The organism is Methanohalophilus halophilus (genome assembly GCF_001889405.1).
Classification (GTDB): domain Archaea; phylum Halobacteriota; class Methanosarcinia; order Methanosarcinales; family Methanosarcinaceae; genus Methanohalophilus; species Methanohalophilus halophilus.
Genome location: NZ_CP017921.1, coordinates 13,859 through 32,301, shown reverse-complemented (window position 1 = coordinate 32,301; position 18,443 = coordinate 13,859). Strand labels below are relative to the sequence as shown.

The following is an 18,443-nucleotide window of genomic DNA, read 5'->3' as shown; positions in this document are numbered from 1 at the left end:
ATAGGGCGTTGTACATCTTGTATCTCATGCGACTTGATGTATATCTTATAGAAACCGGTTTTTTCAGTTCCCGGGGAAGGGCCAAGAAGGCAATTAGTGAAGGTCATGTGAAGGTTGATGGGAACGTTATAACGAAATCTTCCCGTGAAGTGTCCGAGTTCAATGAAATAGAAGTCGATGAAGGGCTCGATAAACCCCGGGGATATTTTAAACTTCGTAACATACAGGAAAAATTCGATTTAATCAAAGAAGGAGACAGCGTATTGGACCTGGGCTCCAGTGCGGGAGGTTTCCTGATGTTTGCTTGTGAACTCGGTGCGAATGCCGTAGGGATTGAATACAGCCGCCATTTTCGTTCAGAACTTGGAAGGCTGGCTTATGAAAACCCAAATATTACCATAATCCTTGATGATATATTTACGATGCAGACTTCGAAAATACCGGGAAGTCCCTTTGACGTATTGCTAACTGATATGACTCTTGAGCCAGAGGCTTCGATAGAGGCTCTCGGTAAGGTACTTCCCCTTCTCAAGGAAGGTGGAATGATTTTTCAGGTAATTAAATTGGGCAGGGGAAGAAATAAAAAACACCTGGTTGAAAATATTAAATCGCTGGGAATCGAAGTCCTGGAAGTCCTGGATTCTGCCCAGAGGGAATTTTACGTAGTGGCAAAAAAGACATGAGGAACTTATGTTGCTCAAGGTTTATGGTAAGGGCAGGCCTTACAGGCTTTTAGCTGCAGGGATGCATGGTGGTGAGTGGAAAGACACTTCCAGCCTCCTGCTGAAGTTGCAGCCTCCGTTATCAGGTTCTCTTTTTCTCTTGCCTCTAGTTGACCGGGGTAGCTACCTTTCAACTCTTCAGGAAAGCTACTACAAGGGCCCCGGTTCTAAAATTCCTGTTTTTGTGAACAATTGTGAGCCTGAGATATATATTGAGATCCATTCCTATTCAAAGCAGAATTTTCATAAACTTGCCGGAAGGGATCGTATCTCCAAAAAAGGGGTTCCTCCTTACAGTGTGCTGGAAGAAGGCCTGCTGCTTGGCTCGGTGTCTCCTCACATCAGGCTACATTTCCCCAAAGAGGCCCTTTGCTTATCCCTGGAGGTTCAAAGGGAAAATCCTGCATCATATGAACTTGCACTTTATATGCTTGATAGGATGAAAGAGTGTAAGGGTCGGGATGATTTTATTGCCTTTTTGAAAAAAAAGTATCCATCTGCAGCTCTTAAGGCAATTGAGGATTACAAAAAATTTTATGGCCTGTGAATATGTCACAGGCCAGATGGCCATTTAGAACGGCCTGTTATAGTTATGGATGTTATGTTCGGGATTGACATCCATCATATCTTTTTTCTGTGCCCTCATCATGTCGTCGATCCTGAGAATCATGGTTGCAACTTCTGAAGCAGACCTTATAGTTTGGGTTTTAACACGAAGGGGATCCACGATTCCTTTTTCAACCATGTCAAGGTAATCACCGCTGTAGATGTCCAATCCAATATTGGGATTTTCGACATGTGCATTACGCAGTTTCAGGATTACGGATGTCGCGTCCATCCCACCGTTTTCAGCAATAGCCATGGGTATGGATTCTACGGCATCGGCAAATGCAATGATTGCAAGTTGTTCCCTGCCGCCTATGGTCGAAGCATAGTTGCGCAGTCTCTGGGCAATTTCCACTTCTGCTGCACCGCCACCTGCCACGATCTTACCATCCTCGAAGACTGAGTTGATAACATGGAGTGCGTCATCAAAGGCTCTTTCCAGATTGTCCGTGACATGCTCGGTACTTCCACGAAGCAGAATGGTAAGTACCTTTGTATTTTCACATTTCTTTATGAAGATCTTGGCAACGGTGGACTCTCCTTCTTCTCCAACTTCACCTGCATATCCCAGGTCCTCTTCACTGAGATCAAAGACCTTTTTCACGATTTTTGCACCGGTTGCATAGGACAGGTTCCTGATATCATCATCACTGACTCTGCGGATTCCCATAACACCGCTCTTTTGCAAGTAATGTGCTACCTTATCACCGATATTCTTGGAACAAATTACGACGTTTGCCCCGCTCTGGATGACATGGTCAGCCATCTGCTTGAAATCATCCTCTTCACGGGCAAGGAACTCTTGCATTTGGTCAGCATTGCTAATTTGTAATTTGGATGTGTTTGATGTTTTCTGGGTTTCAAGAGGTGTGTCTATAAGAGCGATCTTTGCATCCTTTACAGTTTTTGGCATACCAGGGTGTACCCTGTACTTGTTGAGCATTATGCCATCGAGGATCTCTGTTTCACTGACACTTTTTCCAGGTTCCTGTCTGAGGATTATGTCGTTGTCGACATTGATATTTCCCTTTTTGCTAATCTGCAGGATTGCATCCACACAAAGTGCTGCAAGTATTTCCTTGTTGGTTTCGGAAGCCTTTCCTGACATAGAAGTGCTGGCTATCTTTTCAAGAGCTTCCCTGTTTCCTTCGGATACATCTATGGCAAATTCATTGAGAATTTCCAGAGCTTTTTCAGATGCATTTTCAAATCCTCTTACAAGAACGCGTGCGTGCACACCTTCTTCTATAAGATCGGATGCTTTGTCAAGTAATGTACCTGCAGTTACAACTGCACTGGTTGTACCGTCACCTGCAATCTCTTCCTGGGTACGGGCAACCTCTACGATCATTTTGGCAGTTGGATGCTCGATATCCATTCCCTTGAGGATCATGGCCCCGTCGTTGGTGAGGACTATGTCTCCAATGGAGTTTACCATCATTTTATCCATACCCTTGGGTCCAAGGGTAGTCTTAACAATGTTTGCTACTGCCTTTGCCGCGGCGATGTTTACGGATAAAGCATCTCTTCCCTGCTTGTGTTCGGTGCGGGGATTCACGATGTAGGCGGGTTGTCCGCCGTAATGTCCTGGCATTGATGTTGAACCTCCTGATGAATAATCTGTATATAAAGAAATCTAACTGTCTATGGTTCTATAAATACGTTTCGCAGTAACTCTTTGCTATTGCTAGCCTTTTCAAAACCTTTAATATATAGAGAGGGCTTTTATAAAGCCTATGCTTTATTTTGTCGGACTTGGTTTATTTGATGAAAAGGATGTTTCTGTAAAGGGTCTTGAAGTTATAAAAAATGCCGATAAGGTGTATGTGGAATTTTATACTTCCCGATTGATGGGTGCGGATAAAGAAAAGATGGAAAACCTGTATGGCAGGGAAATACACGTTCTTGACAGGCAGGAAGTAGAGCAAGACCCCTGGTGGCTGGAAGAAGCAAAAGATACCAATATAGTTTTTCTAACAGGGGGGGACACGATGGTATCCACTACTCATGTAGATATCCGGCTCAGGGCAATGGAGATGGGAATCGAAACCCGTTTAATCCACGGCTCTTCCATAGTTTCCGCTATCTGCGGTCTGACTGGCCTTCAGAATTACAGGTTTGGCAAAGCGGCAACCATTCCTCATCCATACACGAGCACCCGGGGAAATACCATTATTTCTGAAACTCCCTATGATACTATTCTACGCAACAGGCAGATGGGTCTGCATACGGCTGTATTTCTTGATATTGATATGAATAAGGGTTATATGACGGTTAATCAGGGACTTGAACTTTTGCTTAAGATAGATGAAAAAAGAGGGGATAATCTCATAAAAGGCTCAATAGCTGTAGGTATTGCAAACGCAGGTTCTGAAAAACCTATTGTAAAGGCAGATTTTGCTGAAAATCTTGAAAGTTACGACTTTGGCTCTCCCCTGCATATTGTAGCTATTCCGGCAGATCTGCATTTTGTCGAGGCAGAATCCCTTGTTAAACTTGCGGATGCACCTGAATCTATCCTTGAAGAAGGAGACGAAAATTAATTTGAAGTATTTTGAGTAAAAATTGTTTACTGGTGAGAGTATAATATGGTACGCGGTTCAGTAGGAGTCATATTCGGTGAAACAGGAACTCTTAATTTCAAGTTCCTGATATCGGACAGTACGGCAGTTCTGAGAGGGCATTATGTCAAAATATGGCATGAGACAGATGGATGGATACTTGCACAGGTAATGTCAATTGTGCGCTCCAGTGAAAAATATTCTCTGGAAGAAGCCAAAAAGGGGCAGAGGAAAGATAGAAATGATGACCGTATAGTGGCCTCTGGCACAATAATAGGAAGCCGGGATGACCGTGGCCTTTTAAGGGCACCTATGAGTCCTTTCAGTCCCGGGGATCAGGTCTATCTGGCAGATGATACACTTATTAGGGATACACTGGGTCTTGTAGGAGATGACATGTATATCGGATTGCTTGAAGGTACCGGTATTCCTGTACATCTTAATGTGAACAGTCTTGTGCAGAAACATTGTAGCATCCTTGCAAAAACCGGTAGTGGTAAGTCTTACACTGCCGGAGTAATTCTTGAAGAATTACTTGATCATAATGTACCCATGTTGATCATTGATCCTCATAGTGAGTATTCTTCCCTTAAAGAATCAGACAGTGGAAATGACGGTGACCTGAAAAAATACGGTGTAAAATCCAAAGGATACGGCTCCAGAATACAGGTTTATACTCCTGCCGATAAATCAATTAATCCAAACGCAGATCATCTTTTCAGGTTAAACGGAGTTAATCTTACTCCCAGTGAACTGATGACCTTATTTCCTGATAATTTTAATAGTACCCATTCCGGTATTCTTTATGAAGCTGTACACAGGTTACGTGCTGATGTGGAAACCTATTTCCTTGATGATATAATCAGGGAGGTCAGCAATAATGAAAGCAAAGCCCGCTGGAATGTAATTAATTTACTTGAAGATATTAACCAGCTGGATATACTTTCCCCTCAACCCACTCCGGTTGAAGAATTAATGCAGGATGGAAAGGCTTCGATTATTGACCTGAAAGGGGTCCCTCCACATATACAGACAATGATTGTGGCCCAGCTCTGTGACACTCTTTTTGAAGCTCGCAAACTCGGCACGATTCCTCCGGGAATGCTGGTTGTGGAAGAAGCCCATAATTTTGCTCCTGAAAGAGGGTATAGCAAGAGTTCCAGTTCAGAAATTCTCCGTACAATAGCCTCAGAAGGGCGAAAGTTTGGTTTGGGGATGCTGGTCATCTCCCAGAGGCCTGCAAGGGTTGATAAAAATGTACTTTCACAGTGTGGAAGCCAGATTATATTGAAGGTTACCAACCCAAATGATCTTAAATCTATCAGTAAAGGTCTGGAGGGTGTAAATTCCTATGTAGAAGAAGAACTGTTACGCCTGCCACCCGGCATTGCAATGCTGGTGAGCAATGATATTGAACGCCCGATTCTTGTGGATATCCGTGTCAGGAAATCCAAACATGGTGGGGAATCCGTGAAAATTCTCAATAAATCCTCTCCTAAAGTATCTCCTGGTACCAAAAAAGAGTCCAAAACAGAACCTGTAACTAAACCTGTAGAAGAAAAAAAATCCCAATCCCCGCCACCTAAAAGACAACCAAGCCGCAATCCCAAGAAAGATAGTGGCGGTCTTTTCAATAAACTGTTTGGCTCTGAAAGTAAATAAGGTGTTATAAATGGCAGCGGATTTGAATGAGAAAGTTGGACGATATGAAAAATTGCTTAAAAAAGCCCTGGAGCTTGCACAACCTGCTCCAAGATCCAGTTCCCATTTGATGAAAGTAGCAGATGATTACCTAAATATGGCTCAATCCTATTATAATGACGGTCTTCATTTCATTAAGATTGAGGATCCCGTAAATGCCCTTGTATGCTTCAGTTATGGACATGCCTGGCTGGATGCCGGTGCAAGGCTTGGGATTTTTGATGTAGATGATAATGTGTTATTTACAATATGATCTGTCATTACTTATTCAAATTCGATTTAAGCAGAGAATTAATATAAGTGAAACGAATATGACTGAGTTTATTGCTTAATATACTATTTGTGCTTATTAGTTTTGATGGCGATGTTTTAATTTGAGAGAATGTAGAAGTTTTAAACCTGGAGACGAAAAGTATGCCGAGTTATCATGTAACCCTTGAAGCCGCCTGGTTGGTAAGGGATGTGAAAAGCGCAGATGATGCCATTGGTGTAGCAATTGCTGAAGCCGGAAAGAGGCTCAATCCCCAACTTGATTTTGTTGAAGTTGATGTGGGCTCTACTTTCTGTCCTGCCTGTAATGAACCTTTTAGTAGTGTTTTCATAGCAGCAAATACCGGTATCGTCGGCCTTATCCTGGAAATGAAAGTTTTTGATGCTGAAAGTGACGAACATGCTTCCCGTATTGCCAAATCGGTCATTGGAAGGACCTTGAGGGATGTACCTCTTACTGTAATAGATGTTGAAGAATTTGTCAGATGAAGTAGGAGGTCTAATGTCGGCCCCCATAGATGTTGTAGGACATGCGGCATTGGATTATCTTTTTGAAGTAGAACATATCGCTTCACCCAATGAATCCTATCCGATAACAAGCTATGAAGTACTTTTCGGAGGGGGTGCTGCCAATATTGCCGCAGCAATGGCGCAGTTGGGCGGTAACTCCCGTCTGGTTGCTGCTGTGGGAGATGATTTTTCCACAAGCGGCTATGAGCAACATCTGAATAATCTGGGTGTTGATCTTTCTCTCCTGTATCATATAGAAGGTGAGGAAAGTACCAAAGCTTTTGTCTATACTGACCCAAATCATAACCAATCATCCTACTTTTACTGGGGTTCATCTTCAAAGTTGCCGGATGTGGAAGCTCCAGCGCTGGATTTTGTCCATCTGGCAACCTCTGAGGCAAGTTTCAATGCCCGGGTGGCTCAGAAATCAGAGTTTGTTTCTTTTGATCCTGGCCAGGATCTGGTTACTTACTCGAAAGAGCATCTGGTTACCATACTGGATAATACGGATATTCTCTTTGCCAATATCCATGAGGTCAAGCGTGTAAAAGAGATGACTGGAAGGTCTTTTAATGACCTGAAGAAATCCATTTCAACTATTGTAGTCACCTGTGATTCCAGTGGAAGTAAGATATATTGTAAAGATAAAAAAATCGATATCCCCATCGTATCTGTAAAAGCTGTGGACCCCACCGGGGCGGGAGATGGTTACAGAGCGGGATTCCTTTTGGCTTTCAGCAAAGGCCTACCCTTTGAGGTATGTGGCAAAATAGGTGCAACAGTTGCTTCATTTGAAGTGGAATGTGTTGGATGCCAGACCAATCTGCCAACATGGGGTGCTATGAAAAAAAGATATGAAGAGAACTTTGGAGCATTGCCCCTCTGATCTCTTCTTTTTTGTTTTATTTATTTTTGTTTTCGATCACGGCCTGGGCTGCTGCCAGTCTTGCAATTGGAACACGGAATGGTGAACAACTTACATAATTAAGTCCCACGTTATGGCCATATTTTACAGAAGCCGGTTCTCCGCCGTGTTCTCCACAAATACCAATCTTGAGTTTACTATTTGTGTTTCTGCCTTTCTCAATACCGATCTTGACAAGTTCACCTACTCCGTCCTGATCAAGTACTGCGAAAGGATCCTGCTCCAGTATATTGTTCTCTATATAGGATGGGAGGAACTTACCTGCATCATCCCTGCTGAAACCGAAGGTTGTCTGGGTAAGATCATTGGTGCCAAAGGAGAAAAATTCGGCCTCTTCAGCTATACGGTCTGCAGTAAGGGCTGCTCTTGGCAATTCTATCATTGTTCCCACTAGATAATCGATGGTTGAACCGTCACAATCCATTACTTCCTGTGCAGCCGATTTCACTGTTTCCTTGATTACCTTGAGTTCATTGACATGGCTGACCAGTGGGATCATTATTTCAGGTACAATTTCAAGTCCTTCCTTTTTCAGGTCACATGCTGCTTCAATAATAGCTTTGACCTGCATCTCGTACACTTCCGGATAAGTAATGCCAAGGCGGCATCCACGGTGGCCAAGCATCGGATTGACTTCTTTGAGTGATTCTACTCCGCCTATCAGTCGGTTTACTTCAGCTATCTCTGATTGTTTGGCGCCCTTAGTTTTCAGTTCGCGTAGTTTTTCCGTGAGTTCCTCATGGTTGGGAAGGAATTCGTGAAGTGGAGGATCAAGCAATCTGATTGTAACAGGATAGCCTTCCATTGCACGGAATATTCCGGTAAAGTCTTCCTTTTGCATTGGAAGCAATTTTTCAAGTGCCTTTTTCCTTTCCTGACTGCTTTCTGCCATTATCATTTCACGAACAACAGGAATTCTTTCCTCTCCAAAAAACATGTGCTCTGTACGGCAAAGGCCAATCCCTTCAGCTCCGAATTCCCTTGCTACCGTTGCATCATGAGGAGTATCGGCATTGGATCTGACATTTATGGATCTGATATTGTCAGCCCATCCCAGGATGGTATCAAGTTCACCACTCAGTTCGGGGGAAATTAGTTTGACTTCTCCAAGTATGACTTCTCCTGTGCTGCCGTCGATAGTTATATCGTCTCCTTCTTTTACAGTAACCTTCCCATTGGTGAATTCTTTTTTGTCCATATCGATTGTAATTTCGCCACAACCGGCAACACATGGTTTACCCATTCCTCTGGCAACAACTGCTGCGTGGGATGTCATTCCACCGCGAACAGTGAGTACACCTTCAGAAGCTGCCATTCCTCCGATATCCTCCGGTGAGGTTTCGGTACGCACAAGAATGGTCTGTTTTCCTTCCTTGGATTTCTCTTCGGCTTCCTCTGCTGTGAATACAACCTTTCCGACTGCTGCACCTGGGGATGCCGGTAATCCTGTAGCAATTACATCGAGATTTGCATCAGGATCTATCATTGGATGGAGGACTTTATCTATCTGTGAAGCTTCGATACGTGATACTGCGATTTCTTTATCAATGAGGCCTTCTTTTTCCATTTCCACGGCTATTCTGATAGCTGCTTTTGCAGTCCGCTTACCGGTTCTTGTCTGGAGCATGTAAAGGTTACCTTCCTGGATGGTAAATTCTATGTCCTGCATGTCCCGGAAGTGATTCTCCAGTTTCCTGTAGATCTCCACCAGTTTATCGTAGACCTCAGGCATGCTGTCCTGGAGTGCTTCGATGGGTTGTGGGGTGCGTATTCCTGCAACTACGTCTTCTCCCTGGGCATTTGTGAGGAACTCGCCGAAGAAGCATTTTTCACCGGTAGCAGGGTCACGTGTGAATGCCACGCCGGTTCCGGATTTTTCGCCCATGTTTCCATAGACCATGCTCTGTACGTTTACAGCAGTACCCCAATTATCAGGTATATTATTCAGACGGCGGTATTTTATTGCTCTCTGGTTATTCCATGAATTGAATACAGCATCGATTGCCATCTGGAGTTGTTTTCTGGGATCCTGTGGAAACTCTTTCCCTGTATTGTCCTTTATTATTGCTTTGAATTTTTCGACTAGGTATTTGAGAGAATCCGTGTCCAGTTCGGTATCCAGTTCTACATCCAGATCCTTTTTTCGGGACTCCATTACCTTTTCAAAATTTTCAGTAGGTATTCCAAGTACAACATCTGCGAACATTGTCAGGAATCTTCTGTAACTATCATAAGCAAAACGCTCGTTAGATGTCTTTTTCGCAAGTCCTGTGACAGTTTTGTCGTTTAGGCCGAGATTGAGAACAGTATCCATCATTCCAGGCATTGAAACCCGTGCTCCGGAGCGAACAGAAAGGAGAAGGGGATTGTCCGGATCACCAAATTGTTTATTATTTGCTTTTTCGAGTTTTTGTAAAGCCCGATCCACCTCTTCAAGCATTCCGGATGGATATTGATTGTCTTTTGTATAGAGCACACACACTTCGGTGGTAATTGTAAAGCCTGGAGGTACCGGTATACCCAGGTTTGCCATTTCGGCAAGGTTTGCGCCTTTACCACCCAGCAAATCTTTCATGCTGTTTTTTCCTTCGGTTTTATTATTTCCAAAAAGATAAACGAATTTTTTATCTGCCACTAACTTTCCTCCCATGGAAATGTAGATTCCTGATTATATGTAGGGTCCTGTTTGTTAGTAGATGACACAATAGTTCATTTTATATTAAGGTTTAACGATGCATCATATTTTGAAGCAAGAATGAAATAATTTCAGGGGAATTAATTTTGTTTTAATCTTTATTTTGTGCCCGGGAATAGCATATGTTTCTATTAAAGGTGTTGCGATACATTTATATATAATCAATTTAATCTATTTATACTTCCAAATTACCTTATATAATGGAAAAATGCATATGAAAAGGCTTGGAGTAGTGTCCCACCTGATAGGTGGCAGGAAACTTATAGTTAAAGGCTCCGAAAGCATGTCTTCCTGTAATATAAAAGATTTGCCCAGGAAAGGGTCGGCAGTTCTGGACAAGAAGGTTGCAAGAATTGGCAAAGTTTCCGATGTAATAGGCCCGGCTGCCCGGCCTTATGTTGTAGTCAAAATTTTTAGTGACGTACCAGATTCGAAGATAAAAAACTGGATTCGAGAAAAGGTGTATGTCAAATAATTAATGTTTACATTTTTATTCCGTGATTTTAATCAGAGGTCCAATACATGGTAGAAGTTGAAAGGGTAAGGTATTCAGACACTTCCGAACGAGAAAAAATGCGTGCTATGATAAAAGCACGTCGTGAGAAGGAAAAGAATACTGATGTAGAGAATAAGGCACTTGAGTGCCCTGAGTGTGGTAGCCGCAATCTTGAACAGGATTACGAACGTGCAGAACTTGTATGTGCGGATTGTGGTTTAGTAGTCGATGCTGATTTTGTAGATGAAGGACCTGAATGGCGGGCTTTTGACCATGACCAGAGGATGAAGCGCTCCCGTGTGGGTGCGCCGATGACCTACACGATACATGATAAGGGTCTCTCCACAATGATAGATTGGAGAAACCGTGATTCTTATGGAAAGTCTATATCATCCAAAAATCGTGCCCAACTGTATCGTTTGAGGAAATGGCAGAGACGTATCCGTGTAAGCAATGCAACGGAACGAAACCTGGCATTTGCTCTTTCAGAACTTGACAGGATGGCCTCAGCCCTTGGTCTTCCCAGGACGGTTCGTGAAACAGCAGCTGTTGTTTACAGGAAAGCGGTTGACAAGAACCTGATTCGTGGCCGCAGTATTGAAGGTGTTGCCGCAGCTGCTCTGTATGCGGCATGCAGGCAGTGCAGTGTTCCAAGGACACTGGATGAGATTGGAGAAGTATCCAGGGTCAGCAGGAAAGAAATTGGTAGGACATACCGTTTCATTTCAAGGGAATTGTCCCTCAAACTAATGCCTACTTCTCCGATAGATTACGTGCCCAGGTTCTGTTCGGGCCTAAGCCTGAAAGGCGAGGTACAATCCCGCGGTGTAGAAATCCTGAGGCAGGCATCGGAGAAAGAATTAACAAGCGGACGTGGGCCTACAGGTGTTGCTGCTGCGGCTATCTACATTGCCTCTATCCTGTGCGGGGAACGCCGCACACAGCGTGAGGTTGCAGACGTGGCAGGTGTGACAGAAGTTACTATACGTAACCGGTATAAGGAACTTGCAGAGGAACTCGATATTGAGATAATCCTCTAAAGTTTGGAAGGATAATTTTAATATCCTCCAACTTCTTTTCTTTCCTATCCATGCTTGCAATACTGGACATGCTGTTTGTGGGATTCGCAGTAGGTCTTACAGGAGCACTTGTTCCAGGACCGATGCTTTTTGCCACCATTGAAGGTTCTTTGAAAAAAGGGTGGAGGGCAGGACCTGAAGTTGTCCTTGGCCATGCTTTGATTGAATTTTTAATTTGTATTTTTATTGTGCTGGGTTTTACATCGATTATCGGGGACAGGGAAATGTCCGTTATATCTTTTGTAGGGGGTCTGGTACTTGTTGTATTTGGTTTACTTACGATAATACAGTCCCGGAACACGTTTATTGATTCAGGTTTATCCGGTGGAGTTCTTGCAAACCCTGTTTCTGCAGGTATACTAACTTCGGCTTCTAATCCTTATTTCTGGATATGGTGGCTGGCTGCGGGGAGTGCACTTGTGCTCCGGGGAATGGAGATAGGTATATTTGCTGCTGTGATGTTTGTAGTCGGACACTGGATGGCTGACCTTGGCTGGTTTACCTTTGTTTCCACATCTCTTAGCAAGACGAGAAGTTTCTTTTCGGGAACTGTATATAGAAGTGTCCTTGCATGTTGCGGGGTTTTCCTGATGGGATTTGGTATCTGGTTTGCCCTGGGGTGATTTAATGGAACGTTTGTGTGTGAAAGTGAAAAAACGGTTTGGAGAGCCTGTCAGGCAGGCACTGGCAGAAATGGACTTACTGGATAATTCATACAGGCTATCTGCGGATGATGACTGTCTGTATGTACCTGTTATGGACGATTGTCCGGTAGATGTCTGTTTAAATCTTCCCCATGTGGCAGAATTGGTCACACATGACCTGCAACCCAATAAGAAACAGGTCACCCCCGAAAGTTTGCTTGGTTTTTCTCCCTCTTTTGAAATAGTGGGGGATATTGCAATTATTGATGCTGATGAAGAGGAACCTGAAAAGGTTGCCCGGGCCCTACTGGAATTTAGAAAGAGCCTGCGTGTGGTTTTACAGGAGGAGTCAGGAATCACAGGGGAATTCCGGGTACGCAGTTTCAGGCTGGTTGCCGGAGAAGACAGGACAGAGACGGTGCACCGGGACCATGGATGCAGGTATCTGGTGGATATCGCGAAGGTTTATTTCACACCCCGACTTTCCACAGAAAGACAACGGGTGGTTTTGCAGTTGAAACCGGGAGATGTAGTTGTGGATATGTTTGCAGGTGTGGGTCCCTACAGTATCCCGGCGGCCAAAAAATGTGGTTATGTGTATGCAATTGATAAAAACCCGCAAGCAGTTGGGTATCTGCAAAAAAACATCGAAATCAACCGCCTGGATAATGTTGAAGCCTTCGTGGCAGACGCCCGAGGCCTTCCACATAGGCTGGGGCAGGTGGCAGATCATGTTATCATGAACCTGCCTCACAATGCCTTTGATTTTGTTAATGAGGCCGTGGCCCTGACAAAACCCAGAGGTGTTATTCATTATTACGCAATGGCACACGAAGATGATCTTTTTGGTCCCTCTCTTTGCCTGATCGAAGAAGCTGCAAAAAAAGCAGGCAGGAGCTTTGAAGTGCTGGCTACTCGCTCGGTCCGCTCGTATGCTCCCCATCAGTATAATATATGTATTGATATGCGGATTAATTGATATTCTGCAGCCAAAATAGCGAAATGGTTAAATCCTAATATCCGTATCTGGATACGCTTCTTTGTGCCGTCGTGGCTTAGTGGTATAGCGGCTGATTCGTAATCAGCAGGCCGGGGGTTCGAATCCCCCCGACGGCTATCGGACTTTTGTTCAAATCCGTTACTTTCACTCTGCTAGGGTTAGACTATTTTTTGTAAAGTGGAGTGGTGATCATGATACACAACCATGAAAAGACATTAACGAATGTCGAACAAAAGATTCGAAGAAGTGATATTAACGAATCATACAAAAAATTACTTTTTAAATTTGAGAATCGAATGTTTGCAGAGGGGTTAAAAACAGTTAGAGTAATGAAATATCTGAGTCAACTTTATACTCTTACTACTCGATGGGAATTGAAATTAGAGAATCCTTCCACTTCAAACCTGGAGAAGGTTGTAACTAACATTGAAAGAAGTGACTTGAGCGAATGGACCAAACACGATTATAAAATTGCTATCAGACGTTATTTCAGATGGTATGAAGGAAATAATGAAGATCCAGAATATGTGAAATGGATTCGCATTAAGAGGCCTAAAAGAAACATGCCTTATGAACTTCCTACTGAATCTGAAATAATGCGAATGATTGAAAATAGAAAAAATGTCAGAGACCGAGCAATTATAGCAACTTTTTATGATGCCGGGGGAAGGGCTGCTGAAATAGGAGAACTATTAATCGGCCATGTTGAACCTGATAAATATGGTGCAGTCCTGCAAGTGGATGGTAAAACCGGAAGGAGAAGAATTAGAGTAACTTTTTGTGTACCTTACCTGATGGAATGGATTTCCATTCATCCATTCAGAAAAAATAGCCATGCACCATTATGGATTACCTTAGCGGGTAAAGATGTTAATAAACCAATGAAGCATGCAGCACTTTCTGCTGTTTTGAAACGAGCAGCAAAAAGAGCAGGAATTGAGAAAAGAATCTATTTACACATGTTAAGACATGCCAGAAGTACAGAATTGGCCAAACACTTAACTCAGGCACAAATGGAAAAGCATCTGGGATGGGTAAATGGATCGAACATGCCTGCAACATACATTCATCTTTCCGGGGGAGATGTAGATAACGCCATTTTGAATATGTATGGAATTAAAGAAGAAAAGAAAGAACCAGATTTAAAAACTATTACCTGCCCTCGATGTAAATTCAACAACGGACCTACTTATGAGTATTGCAGTCAATGCGGTGCTGCACTCAATATAGAAACTGCAATCAATGCAGATGAAAAAAGGGAAGAACTAGCAGAATATGTCATGGACCTTGTCGAGCAGGATCCACGTATCATGAAGTTATTCAGGAACTTTAAATAATGTATTTAAATGTTATTTTAGATAGGTGAATTATTTCCATAAAATCTGAATAAGGAGTACTATTCAACAATTGTATACACTGTTACTCATCAAATTACATAACGAATTAGTTTAATAGAGTAAGCAAAATAATAATGAGATTGATGGGCAAGACTAAAAGCAGCCTTCCTATCGTACCACCACCATACCCCAAACTGCTTTTTTACGATGTCTTGCCATCTGGTATTAAAGGCCAAGTAAGACTTCTCAGCCCGATTTTCTCATACCACCCTATTATACCACCTCAGTGTTTTTGAGAAGTCTTACTTGCTTGTGCCTTAACGGCGTTACACTTCACAATTTATAGCGATACTATAAAAACCCCCGGAAGAATTATAAAATAATTAATAAAATTTTATATGTATTAGTTAGCACACATTGTATAGAGTGTTGTTATATTCAACAATTGTATATACAGTTACTAAGTAAATTACAGTATAATAGAATTGAGTGAATATTTTGAGAATTTAGCGGGCCGCCGCCAAAAAGACGGCGGCTTAAATCGATTGTCTTTTTTGGGCCGGCTCAGTTTACGTATATTTAAGAAGATCCAATTCTTCCGAGGTATCGTATAGCGATAATATCTCTGATACATCAAAGTAGAGTTTAGAAGGCAAGATTGTATATACACCCCATTTGTCTTTTTTCATTATGGATACTTCAAGAGCAAATGGGTTGTTTGTGGAGGGGTGAAGGAGTTTTTGAGGGATCAGGATAGCCTGTAACCTATCCCGAAATCTGTTATCGATCAGGTCCCTAAACTGCATGTTAAGGTAGAGGTCGCAGTTTCGTTTTGAGAGTTTAGAGAGGATGTAGGAGCCGCCTTTGTTTTCTTTTGTTCCAAAAGACCGGGAATCGAAAGTGTACTAGGCTTCATCCAGAAGAACAGTACCGTTTTTGACTGCTTCCAAGTCCTCCATTGTAGAAATATTAGGTGTTGATAATGTTGAAGCCTGATATGCAAAATTCACAAACACTGGGTTAACTTATCCTATTTCGGAGTAATAATTCTGTTATCAGAAAATTCAAAAATAACTATTGATGTTATGCTTTTTATTTGAAAATAAAAAGCAATTCCTATAAACTTATTATAAGCCCCCTAGCCATCTTGTTAGAAGAATAGCATAGAGAACAAGTAGAATAATCCCCGCTGCGAGTTTTATATTTACGTGTTTCACCGCCCATGCTGTTGACAAAAAGTCGTCTGGAATATATTTTTCAATATTATAGTTTTCAATTCCCATTTATAAGTCCCCCAACAAATATGGGAATTCATTTTATATCTTCTTTTTTCATGATCATTAAAGAGCAATAGTAAATATAGAATAATTAATCGAAGTGAAATTGCTGGTATGCAGAATCATCCTGTCAAGTATGTGGGTTTTTGATTGTTTTTGGCCTTTTTGTCAACATAATTAATTCAAAACTTTATAGGTATTTATATAAAAATAAAAAATATCTAAAATTTAAAACAATGAGCTAAATTACTAAATTTGCCTGTAAGAGATACATTGATTAGATATATTGGAAAAATTAATAACCAATTCAAGACAAACTTGAAATAAGTATCAAGGGATAGAGGATCTGGAAGTGTGGTGGATTTTTTACAAGATTTAAGTCCGGTAGTACAAGCTCTACTTGCAGGAATTTTTACATGGAGTTTTACTGCACTTGGAGCTGCAAGTGTATTTTTGACCAAAGAAATTAATAGAAAGTTTCTTGACACTATGCTTGGTTTCGCAGCAGGTGTGATGATAGCTGCAAGTCATTGGTCACTCCTTTCTCCTGCTATTGAAATGTCATCACTAAAAGAAGTTCCTGTTTGGTTTCCAGCGACGGTTGGCTTTCTTCTTGGCGGGCTTTTCTTAAGAGGAATAGATGAATTATTCCCTCATCTTCAATATGGCCGCCTATCAAAAGATGCAGAAGGTATCAAAACGTCTTGGCAGCGAAGTACGTTGCTTGTTCTTGCAGTGACATTACACAATATCCCTGAAGGACTTGCTATTGGTGTTGCATTTGGAGCAGTTGCAGTTGGTTCTGCATCTGCTAACCTGGCAGGTGCTTTGGCTCTTACTATAGGAATTGGTATTCAAAATTTCCCGGAAGGACTTGTGATTTCTCTACCTTTAAGGCGTGAAGGTATGGCTTGTTCGAAAAGTTTCTTTTATGGACAGGCATCTGCAATCGTAGAACCAATAGCCGCTGTGGTTGGAGCTGGGTCTGTTATTTTAGTCGAATCAATATTGCCATATGCTTTAGCTTTTGCAGCGGGTGCTATGATTTTCGTTGTGATTGAAGAAATCATTCCTGAGTCACAACGAGGTGGCAATGCATCTTTAGCAACTATGGGTGCAATGATAGGTTTTGTTGTAATGATGATTCTGGATGTGTCTTTTGGCTAATAAGAAGTTGTTTTGTATAATATACAAGTAAAATAAATTTAGAAAATTTCAATCACTAAATCTGCTTAATTTACGTTTTAAACTTGAGATTTGTTACTTACTTAATATATATTTAAGATTGTCTGTAAATTAACGAGTATGTATGTTACTATTTTTATTTTTTGTAGCCTATCTGATACTAAATTTATAAGTAAGTTGGTTATTTGCTTTCACTAATTCATACATTTTAAAAATATAGCATAGGTTTTTAAGTTTATGATTTAAAATATTAAATATAGTTTTTAGGAGGAATTAGAAATGACTTCAAGAATGACACCACCTGAACGCATGACATCTGTCATGTCCGGACAAAAACCGGATCGCATACCAGTGGTACCTTTTATTCTCGGGTATGCATCAAAAATCACTGGAATATCTCTGGGTGATTTCTATGCAGATGGGGACAAATGCTTTGATGCACAGTTTGCATCAATGCGTCTTCACGGTTATGAGCAAACACCAATGTATGGATATGCATCATTGGGCCCCTGGGAATTCGGAGGTAAAATAGGTTTTCCATATGGAAAAGGTCAGGGTGCACCGTATGTCATAGAACATCCTGTAAATACAATTGATGATATTGAGAATATAAAAGTTCCTGACTTTAGGAAAGAACTTCCCGGTGGGTACAAACAGGCTGATACCGTAGCTTCAAGATGTGCAGAACATGGGATGCCGATCACTGTGCAGATTGGAAGTACATTCACTGCCGCATCGGTGGTTGCTGAGACATCTGAATTTTTTTCATGGATTCTGACTGATCCGGATAAGGTGCACCAGTTACTGGAAAAAGTAAGTGACATGTTCATAAATGCACTCGACTACTTTGCAGATAAATACGGTCCACAAGCCCTTCTTCCCTTTGATGGTGGCCCTTCTGAATCAAATACCATGATATCTCCACAGATGTTTGAGGAATTTGCTTATCCATATATGCAAAAGATTCATAACCACGTCAAGGAACTCGGTATACATGCTGTACTTATGCATCCCTGTGCAAACCAGAATGCCAATGTTCCATACTATACCAAAATGAGGGAGGAAAATGACTGGGCAGGCAAATATGTATGGCTTTTTGGCCCGGAGACTCCTGTCAATAAACAGATTGATGCATTTGGTGACTATGATGTTATATGCGGTAATATCAATCCACCATTGTTCCTGAACAGTACTTACGAGGAAGTTATGGAACTCTGCAGGGAAAATATTGAAGAAGGCATTGATTCGCCGGGTGGCTATATATTGGCTCCGGGCTGTGAATTTCCGCTGGATGCTTCGCCGATAAAGGTTATGGCAATGATGGATGCTGCGGAGATGTATGGAAGTTACAGTTAATTTCCTTCTTTTTCTTATTTGATTTTGTAGTACTCTTAATAAAACCTTTATACTTGTCGGGTTTATTGTTTAGAAGCCA

18 protein-coding genes and 1 tRNA gene are annotated in these 18,443 nt (G+C 41.8%); 15 read left to right on the top strand and 4 right to left on the bottom strand.

Going from position 1 to position 18,443, the window contains the following annotated elements:
• Positions 1–26 precede the first annotated feature (26 nt).
• The gene (locus BHR79_RS00155; protein ID WP_072560156.1) at positions 27–683 is read left to right on the top strand and encodes a S4 domain-containing protein; all 657 of its coding nucleotides are present in this window, start codon (positions 27–29) and stop codon (positions 681–683) included.
• A gap of 7 nt (positions 684–690) precedes the next feature.
• The gene (locus BHR79_RS00150) at positions 691–1,269 is read left to right on the top strand and encodes a DUF2119 domain-containing protein (protein WP_072560154.1); all 579 of its coding nucleotides are present in this window, start codon (positions 691–693) and stop codon (positions 1,267–1,269) included.
• 24 nt (positions 1,270–1,293) lie between these two features.
• On the opposite strand, the gene thsA is transcribed toward BHR79_RS00150, so the two are convergent.
• Complete coding sequence (gene thsA / locus BHR79_RS00145; RefSeq protein WP_072560152.1) at positions 1,294–2,922, bottom strand: thermosome subunit alpha; 1,629 nt, start codon at positions 2,920–2,922, stop codon at positions 1,294–1,296.
• A 142-nt stretch (positions 2,923–3,064) separates the two neighbouring features.
• On the opposite strand from thsA, the gene dph5 reads away from it, so the two are divergent.
• From dph5 to BHR79_RS00120, 5 genes are all read left to right on the top strand, one after another.
• Positions 3,065–3,871, top strand: coding sequence for a diphthine synthase (gene dph5 / locus BHR79_RS00140; protein WP_072560150.1), 807 nt, complete (start codon positions 3,065–3,067; stop codon positions 3,869–3,871).
• A 45-nt stretch (positions 3,872–3,916) separates the two neighbouring features.
• Complete coding sequence (locus BHR79_RS00135) at positions 3,917–5,551, top strand: ATP-binding protein (RefSeq protein WP_072560148.1); 1,635 nt, start codon at positions 3,917–3,919, stop codon at positions 5,549–5,551.
• A 10-nt stretch (positions 5,552–5,561) separates the two neighbouring features.
• Positions 5,562–5,843 carry a DUF357 domain-containing protein gene (locus tag BHR79_RS00130; RefSeq protein WP_072560147.1) on the top strand — a complete coding sequence of 94 codons (282 nt, stop codon included), beginning with the start codon at positions 5,562–5,564 and terminating at the stop codon, positions 5,841–5,843.
• Positions 5,844–6,004: 161 nt separating this feature from the next.
• Entirely contained in the window at positions 6,005–6,349 is a 345-nt protein-coding gene (locus BHR79_RS00125; RefSeq protein WP_072359494.1) for a DUF555 domain-containing protein, read from the top strand.
• Between the two features lie 13 nt (positions 6,350–6,362).
• Positions 6,363–7,256: a carbohydrate kinase family protein gene (locus BHR79_RS00120; RefSeq protein WP_072560145.1), complete on the top strand. Its 894-nt coding sequence runs from the start codon at positions 6,363–6,365 to the stop codon at positions 7,254–7,256.
• A 16-nt stretch (positions 7,257–7,272) separates the two neighbouring features.
• Here BHR79_RS00120 and ppdK read toward each other — a convergent pair whose 3' ends face one another.
• Positions 7,273–9,930 carry a pyruvate, phosphate dikinase gene (ppdK, locus tag BHR79_RS00115; protein ID WP_200796372.1) on the bottom strand — a complete coding sequence of 886 codons (2,658 nt, stop codon included), beginning with the start codon at positions 9,928–9,930 and terminating at the stop codon, positions 7,273–7,275.
• A 274-nt stretch (positions 9,931–10,204) separates the two neighbouring features.
• On the opposite strand from ppdK, the gene BHR79_RS00110 reads away from it, so the two are divergent.
• The 6 genes from BHR79_RS00110 to BHR79_RS00085 all read left to right on the top strand — a co-directional run bounded on the left by BHR79_RS00110 (position 10,205) and on the right by BHR79_RS00085 (position 14,546).
• On the top strand, positions 10,205–10,465 hold the full coding sequence (locus BHR79_RS00110; RefSeq protein ID WP_072560141.1) for an H/ACA ribonucleoprotein complex subunit GAR1: 261 nt from the start codon (positions 10,205–10,207) through the stop codon (positions 10,463–10,465).
• A 47-nt stretch (positions 10,466–10,512) separates the two neighbouring features.
• A complete protein-coding gene (locus tag BHR79_RS00105; protein WP_072359502.1) occupies positions 10,513–11,526 on the top strand; it encodes a transcription initiation factor IIB in 1,014 nt (337 codons plus the stop codon).
• Positions 11,527–11,576: 50 nt separating this feature from the next.
• Entirely contained in the window at positions 11,577–12,188 is a 612-nt protein-coding gene (locus tag BHR79_RS00100; RefSeq protein ID WP_072560140.1) for a LysE family transporter, read from the top strand.
• A gap of 4 nt (positions 12,189–12,192) precedes the next feature.
• Complete coding sequence (locus tag BHR79_RS00095) at positions 12,193–13,188, top strand: class I SAM-dependent methyltransferase (protein WP_072560138.1); 996 nt, start codon at positions 12,193–12,195, stop codon at positions 13,186–13,188.
• 65 nt (positions 13,189–13,253) lie between these two features.
• A tRNA-Thr gene (locus BHR79_RS00090) sits at positions 13,254–13,325 on the top strand.
• A gap of 75 nt (positions 13,326–13,400) precedes the next feature.
• Complete coding sequence (locus BHR79_RS00085; RefSeq protein ID WP_083432968.1) at positions 13,401–14,546, top strand: site-specific integrase; 1,146 nt, start codon at positions 13,401–13,403, stop codon at positions 14,544–14,546.
• Between the two features lie 569 nt (positions 14,547–15,115).
• On the opposite strand, the gene BHR79_RS10435 is transcribed toward BHR79_RS00085, so the two are convergent.
• Positions 15,116–15,352, bottom strand: coding sequence for a hypothetical protein (locus BHR79_RS10435; protein ID WP_148039501.1), 237 nt, complete (start codon positions 15,350–15,352; stop codon positions 15,116–15,118).
• A gap of 321 nt (positions 15,353–15,673) precedes the next feature.
• Positions 15,674–15,829, bottom strand: a complete 156-nt coding sequence (locus tag BHR79_RS10610) for a hypothetical protein (protein ID WP_169818149.1) — start codon at positions 15,827–15,829, stop codon at positions 15,674–15,676.
• A gap of 351 nt (positions 15,830–16,180) precedes the next feature.
• On the opposite strand from BHR79_RS10610, the gene BHR79_RS00080 reads away from it, so the two are divergent.
• Complete coding sequence (locus BHR79_RS00080; RefSeq protein WP_234970467.1) at positions 16,181–16,990, top strand: ZIP family metal transporter; 810 nt, start codon at positions 16,181–16,183, stop codon at positions 16,988–16,990.
• Positions 16,991–17,287: 297 nt separating this feature from the next.
• Positions 17,288–18,364, top strand: coding sequence for a uroporphyrinogen decarboxylase family protein (locus BHR79_RS00075; RefSeq protein WP_072560132.1), 1,077 nt, complete (start codon positions 17,288–17,290; stop codon positions 18,362–18,364).
• Positions 18,365–18,443: the final 79 nt, after the last annotated feature.

Excerpts from the sequence above, each read along its gene's own strand:
- BHR79_RS00155 (WP_072560156.1), top strand. The coding sequence starts at position 27 with ATGCGACTTGATGTATATCTTATAGAAACCGGTTTTTTCAGTTCCCGG.
- BHR79_RS00150 (WP_072560154.1), top strand. The coding sequence starts at position 691 with ATGTTGCTCAAGGTTTATGGTAAGGGCAGGCCTTACAGGCTTTTAGCT.
- thsA (WP_072560152.1), bottom strand. The coding sequence starts at position 2,922 with ATGCCAGGACATTACGGCGGACAACCCGCCTACATCGTGAATCCCCGC.
- dph5 (WP_072560150.1), top strand. The coding sequence starts at position 3,065 with ATGCTTTATTTTGTCGGACTTGGTTTATTTGATGAAAAGGATGTTTCT.
- BHR79_RS00135 (WP_072560148.1), top strand. The coding sequence starts at position 3,917 with ATGGTACGCGGTTCAGTAGGAGTCATATTCGGTGAAACAGGAACTCTT.
- BHR79_RS00130 (WP_072560147.1), top strand. The coding sequence starts at position 5,562 with ATGGCAGCGGATTTGAATGAGAAAGTTGGACGATATGAAAAATTGCTT.
- BHR79_RS00125 (WP_072359494.1), top strand. The coding sequence starts at position 6,005 with ATGCCGAGTTATCATGTAACCCTTGAAGCCGCCTGGTTGGTAAGGGAT.
- BHR79_RS00120 (WP_072560145.1), top strand. The coding sequence starts at position 6,363 with ATGTCGGCCCCCATAGATGTTGTAGGACATGCGGCATTGGATTATCTT.
- BHR79_RS00110 (WP_072560141.1), top strand. The coding sequence starts at position 10,205 with ATGAAAAGGCTTGGAGTAGTGTCCCACCTGATAGGTGGCAGGAAACTT.
- BHR79_RS00105 (WP_072359502.1), top strand. The coding sequence starts at position 10,513 with ATGGTAGAAGTTGAAAGGGTAAGGTATTCAGACACTTCCGAACGAGAA.
- BHR79_RS00100 (WP_072560140.1), top strand. The coding sequence starts at position 11,577 with ATGCTTGCAATACTGGACATGCTGTTTGTGGGATTCGCAGTAGGTCTT.
- BHR79_RS00095 (WP_072560138.1), top strand. The coding sequence starts at position 12,193 with ATGGAACGTTTGTGTGTGAAAGTGAAAAAACGGTTTGGAGAGCCTGTC.
- BHR79_RS00085 (WP_083432968.1), top strand. The coding sequence starts at position 13,401 with ATGATACACAACCATGAAAAGACATTAACGAATGTCGAACAAAAGATT.
- BHR79_RS10435 (WP_148039501.1), bottom strand. The coding sequence starts at position 15,352 with ATGCAGTTTAGGGACCTGATCGATAACAGATTTCGGGATAGGTTACAG.
- BHR79_RS10610 (WP_169818149.1), bottom strand. The coding sequence starts at position 15,829 with ATGGGAATTGAAAACTATAATATTGAAAAATATATTCCAGACGACTTT.
- BHR79_RS00075 (WP_072560132.1), top strand. The coding sequence starts at position 17,288 with ATGACTTCAAGAATGACACCACCTGAACGCATGACATCTGTCATGTCC.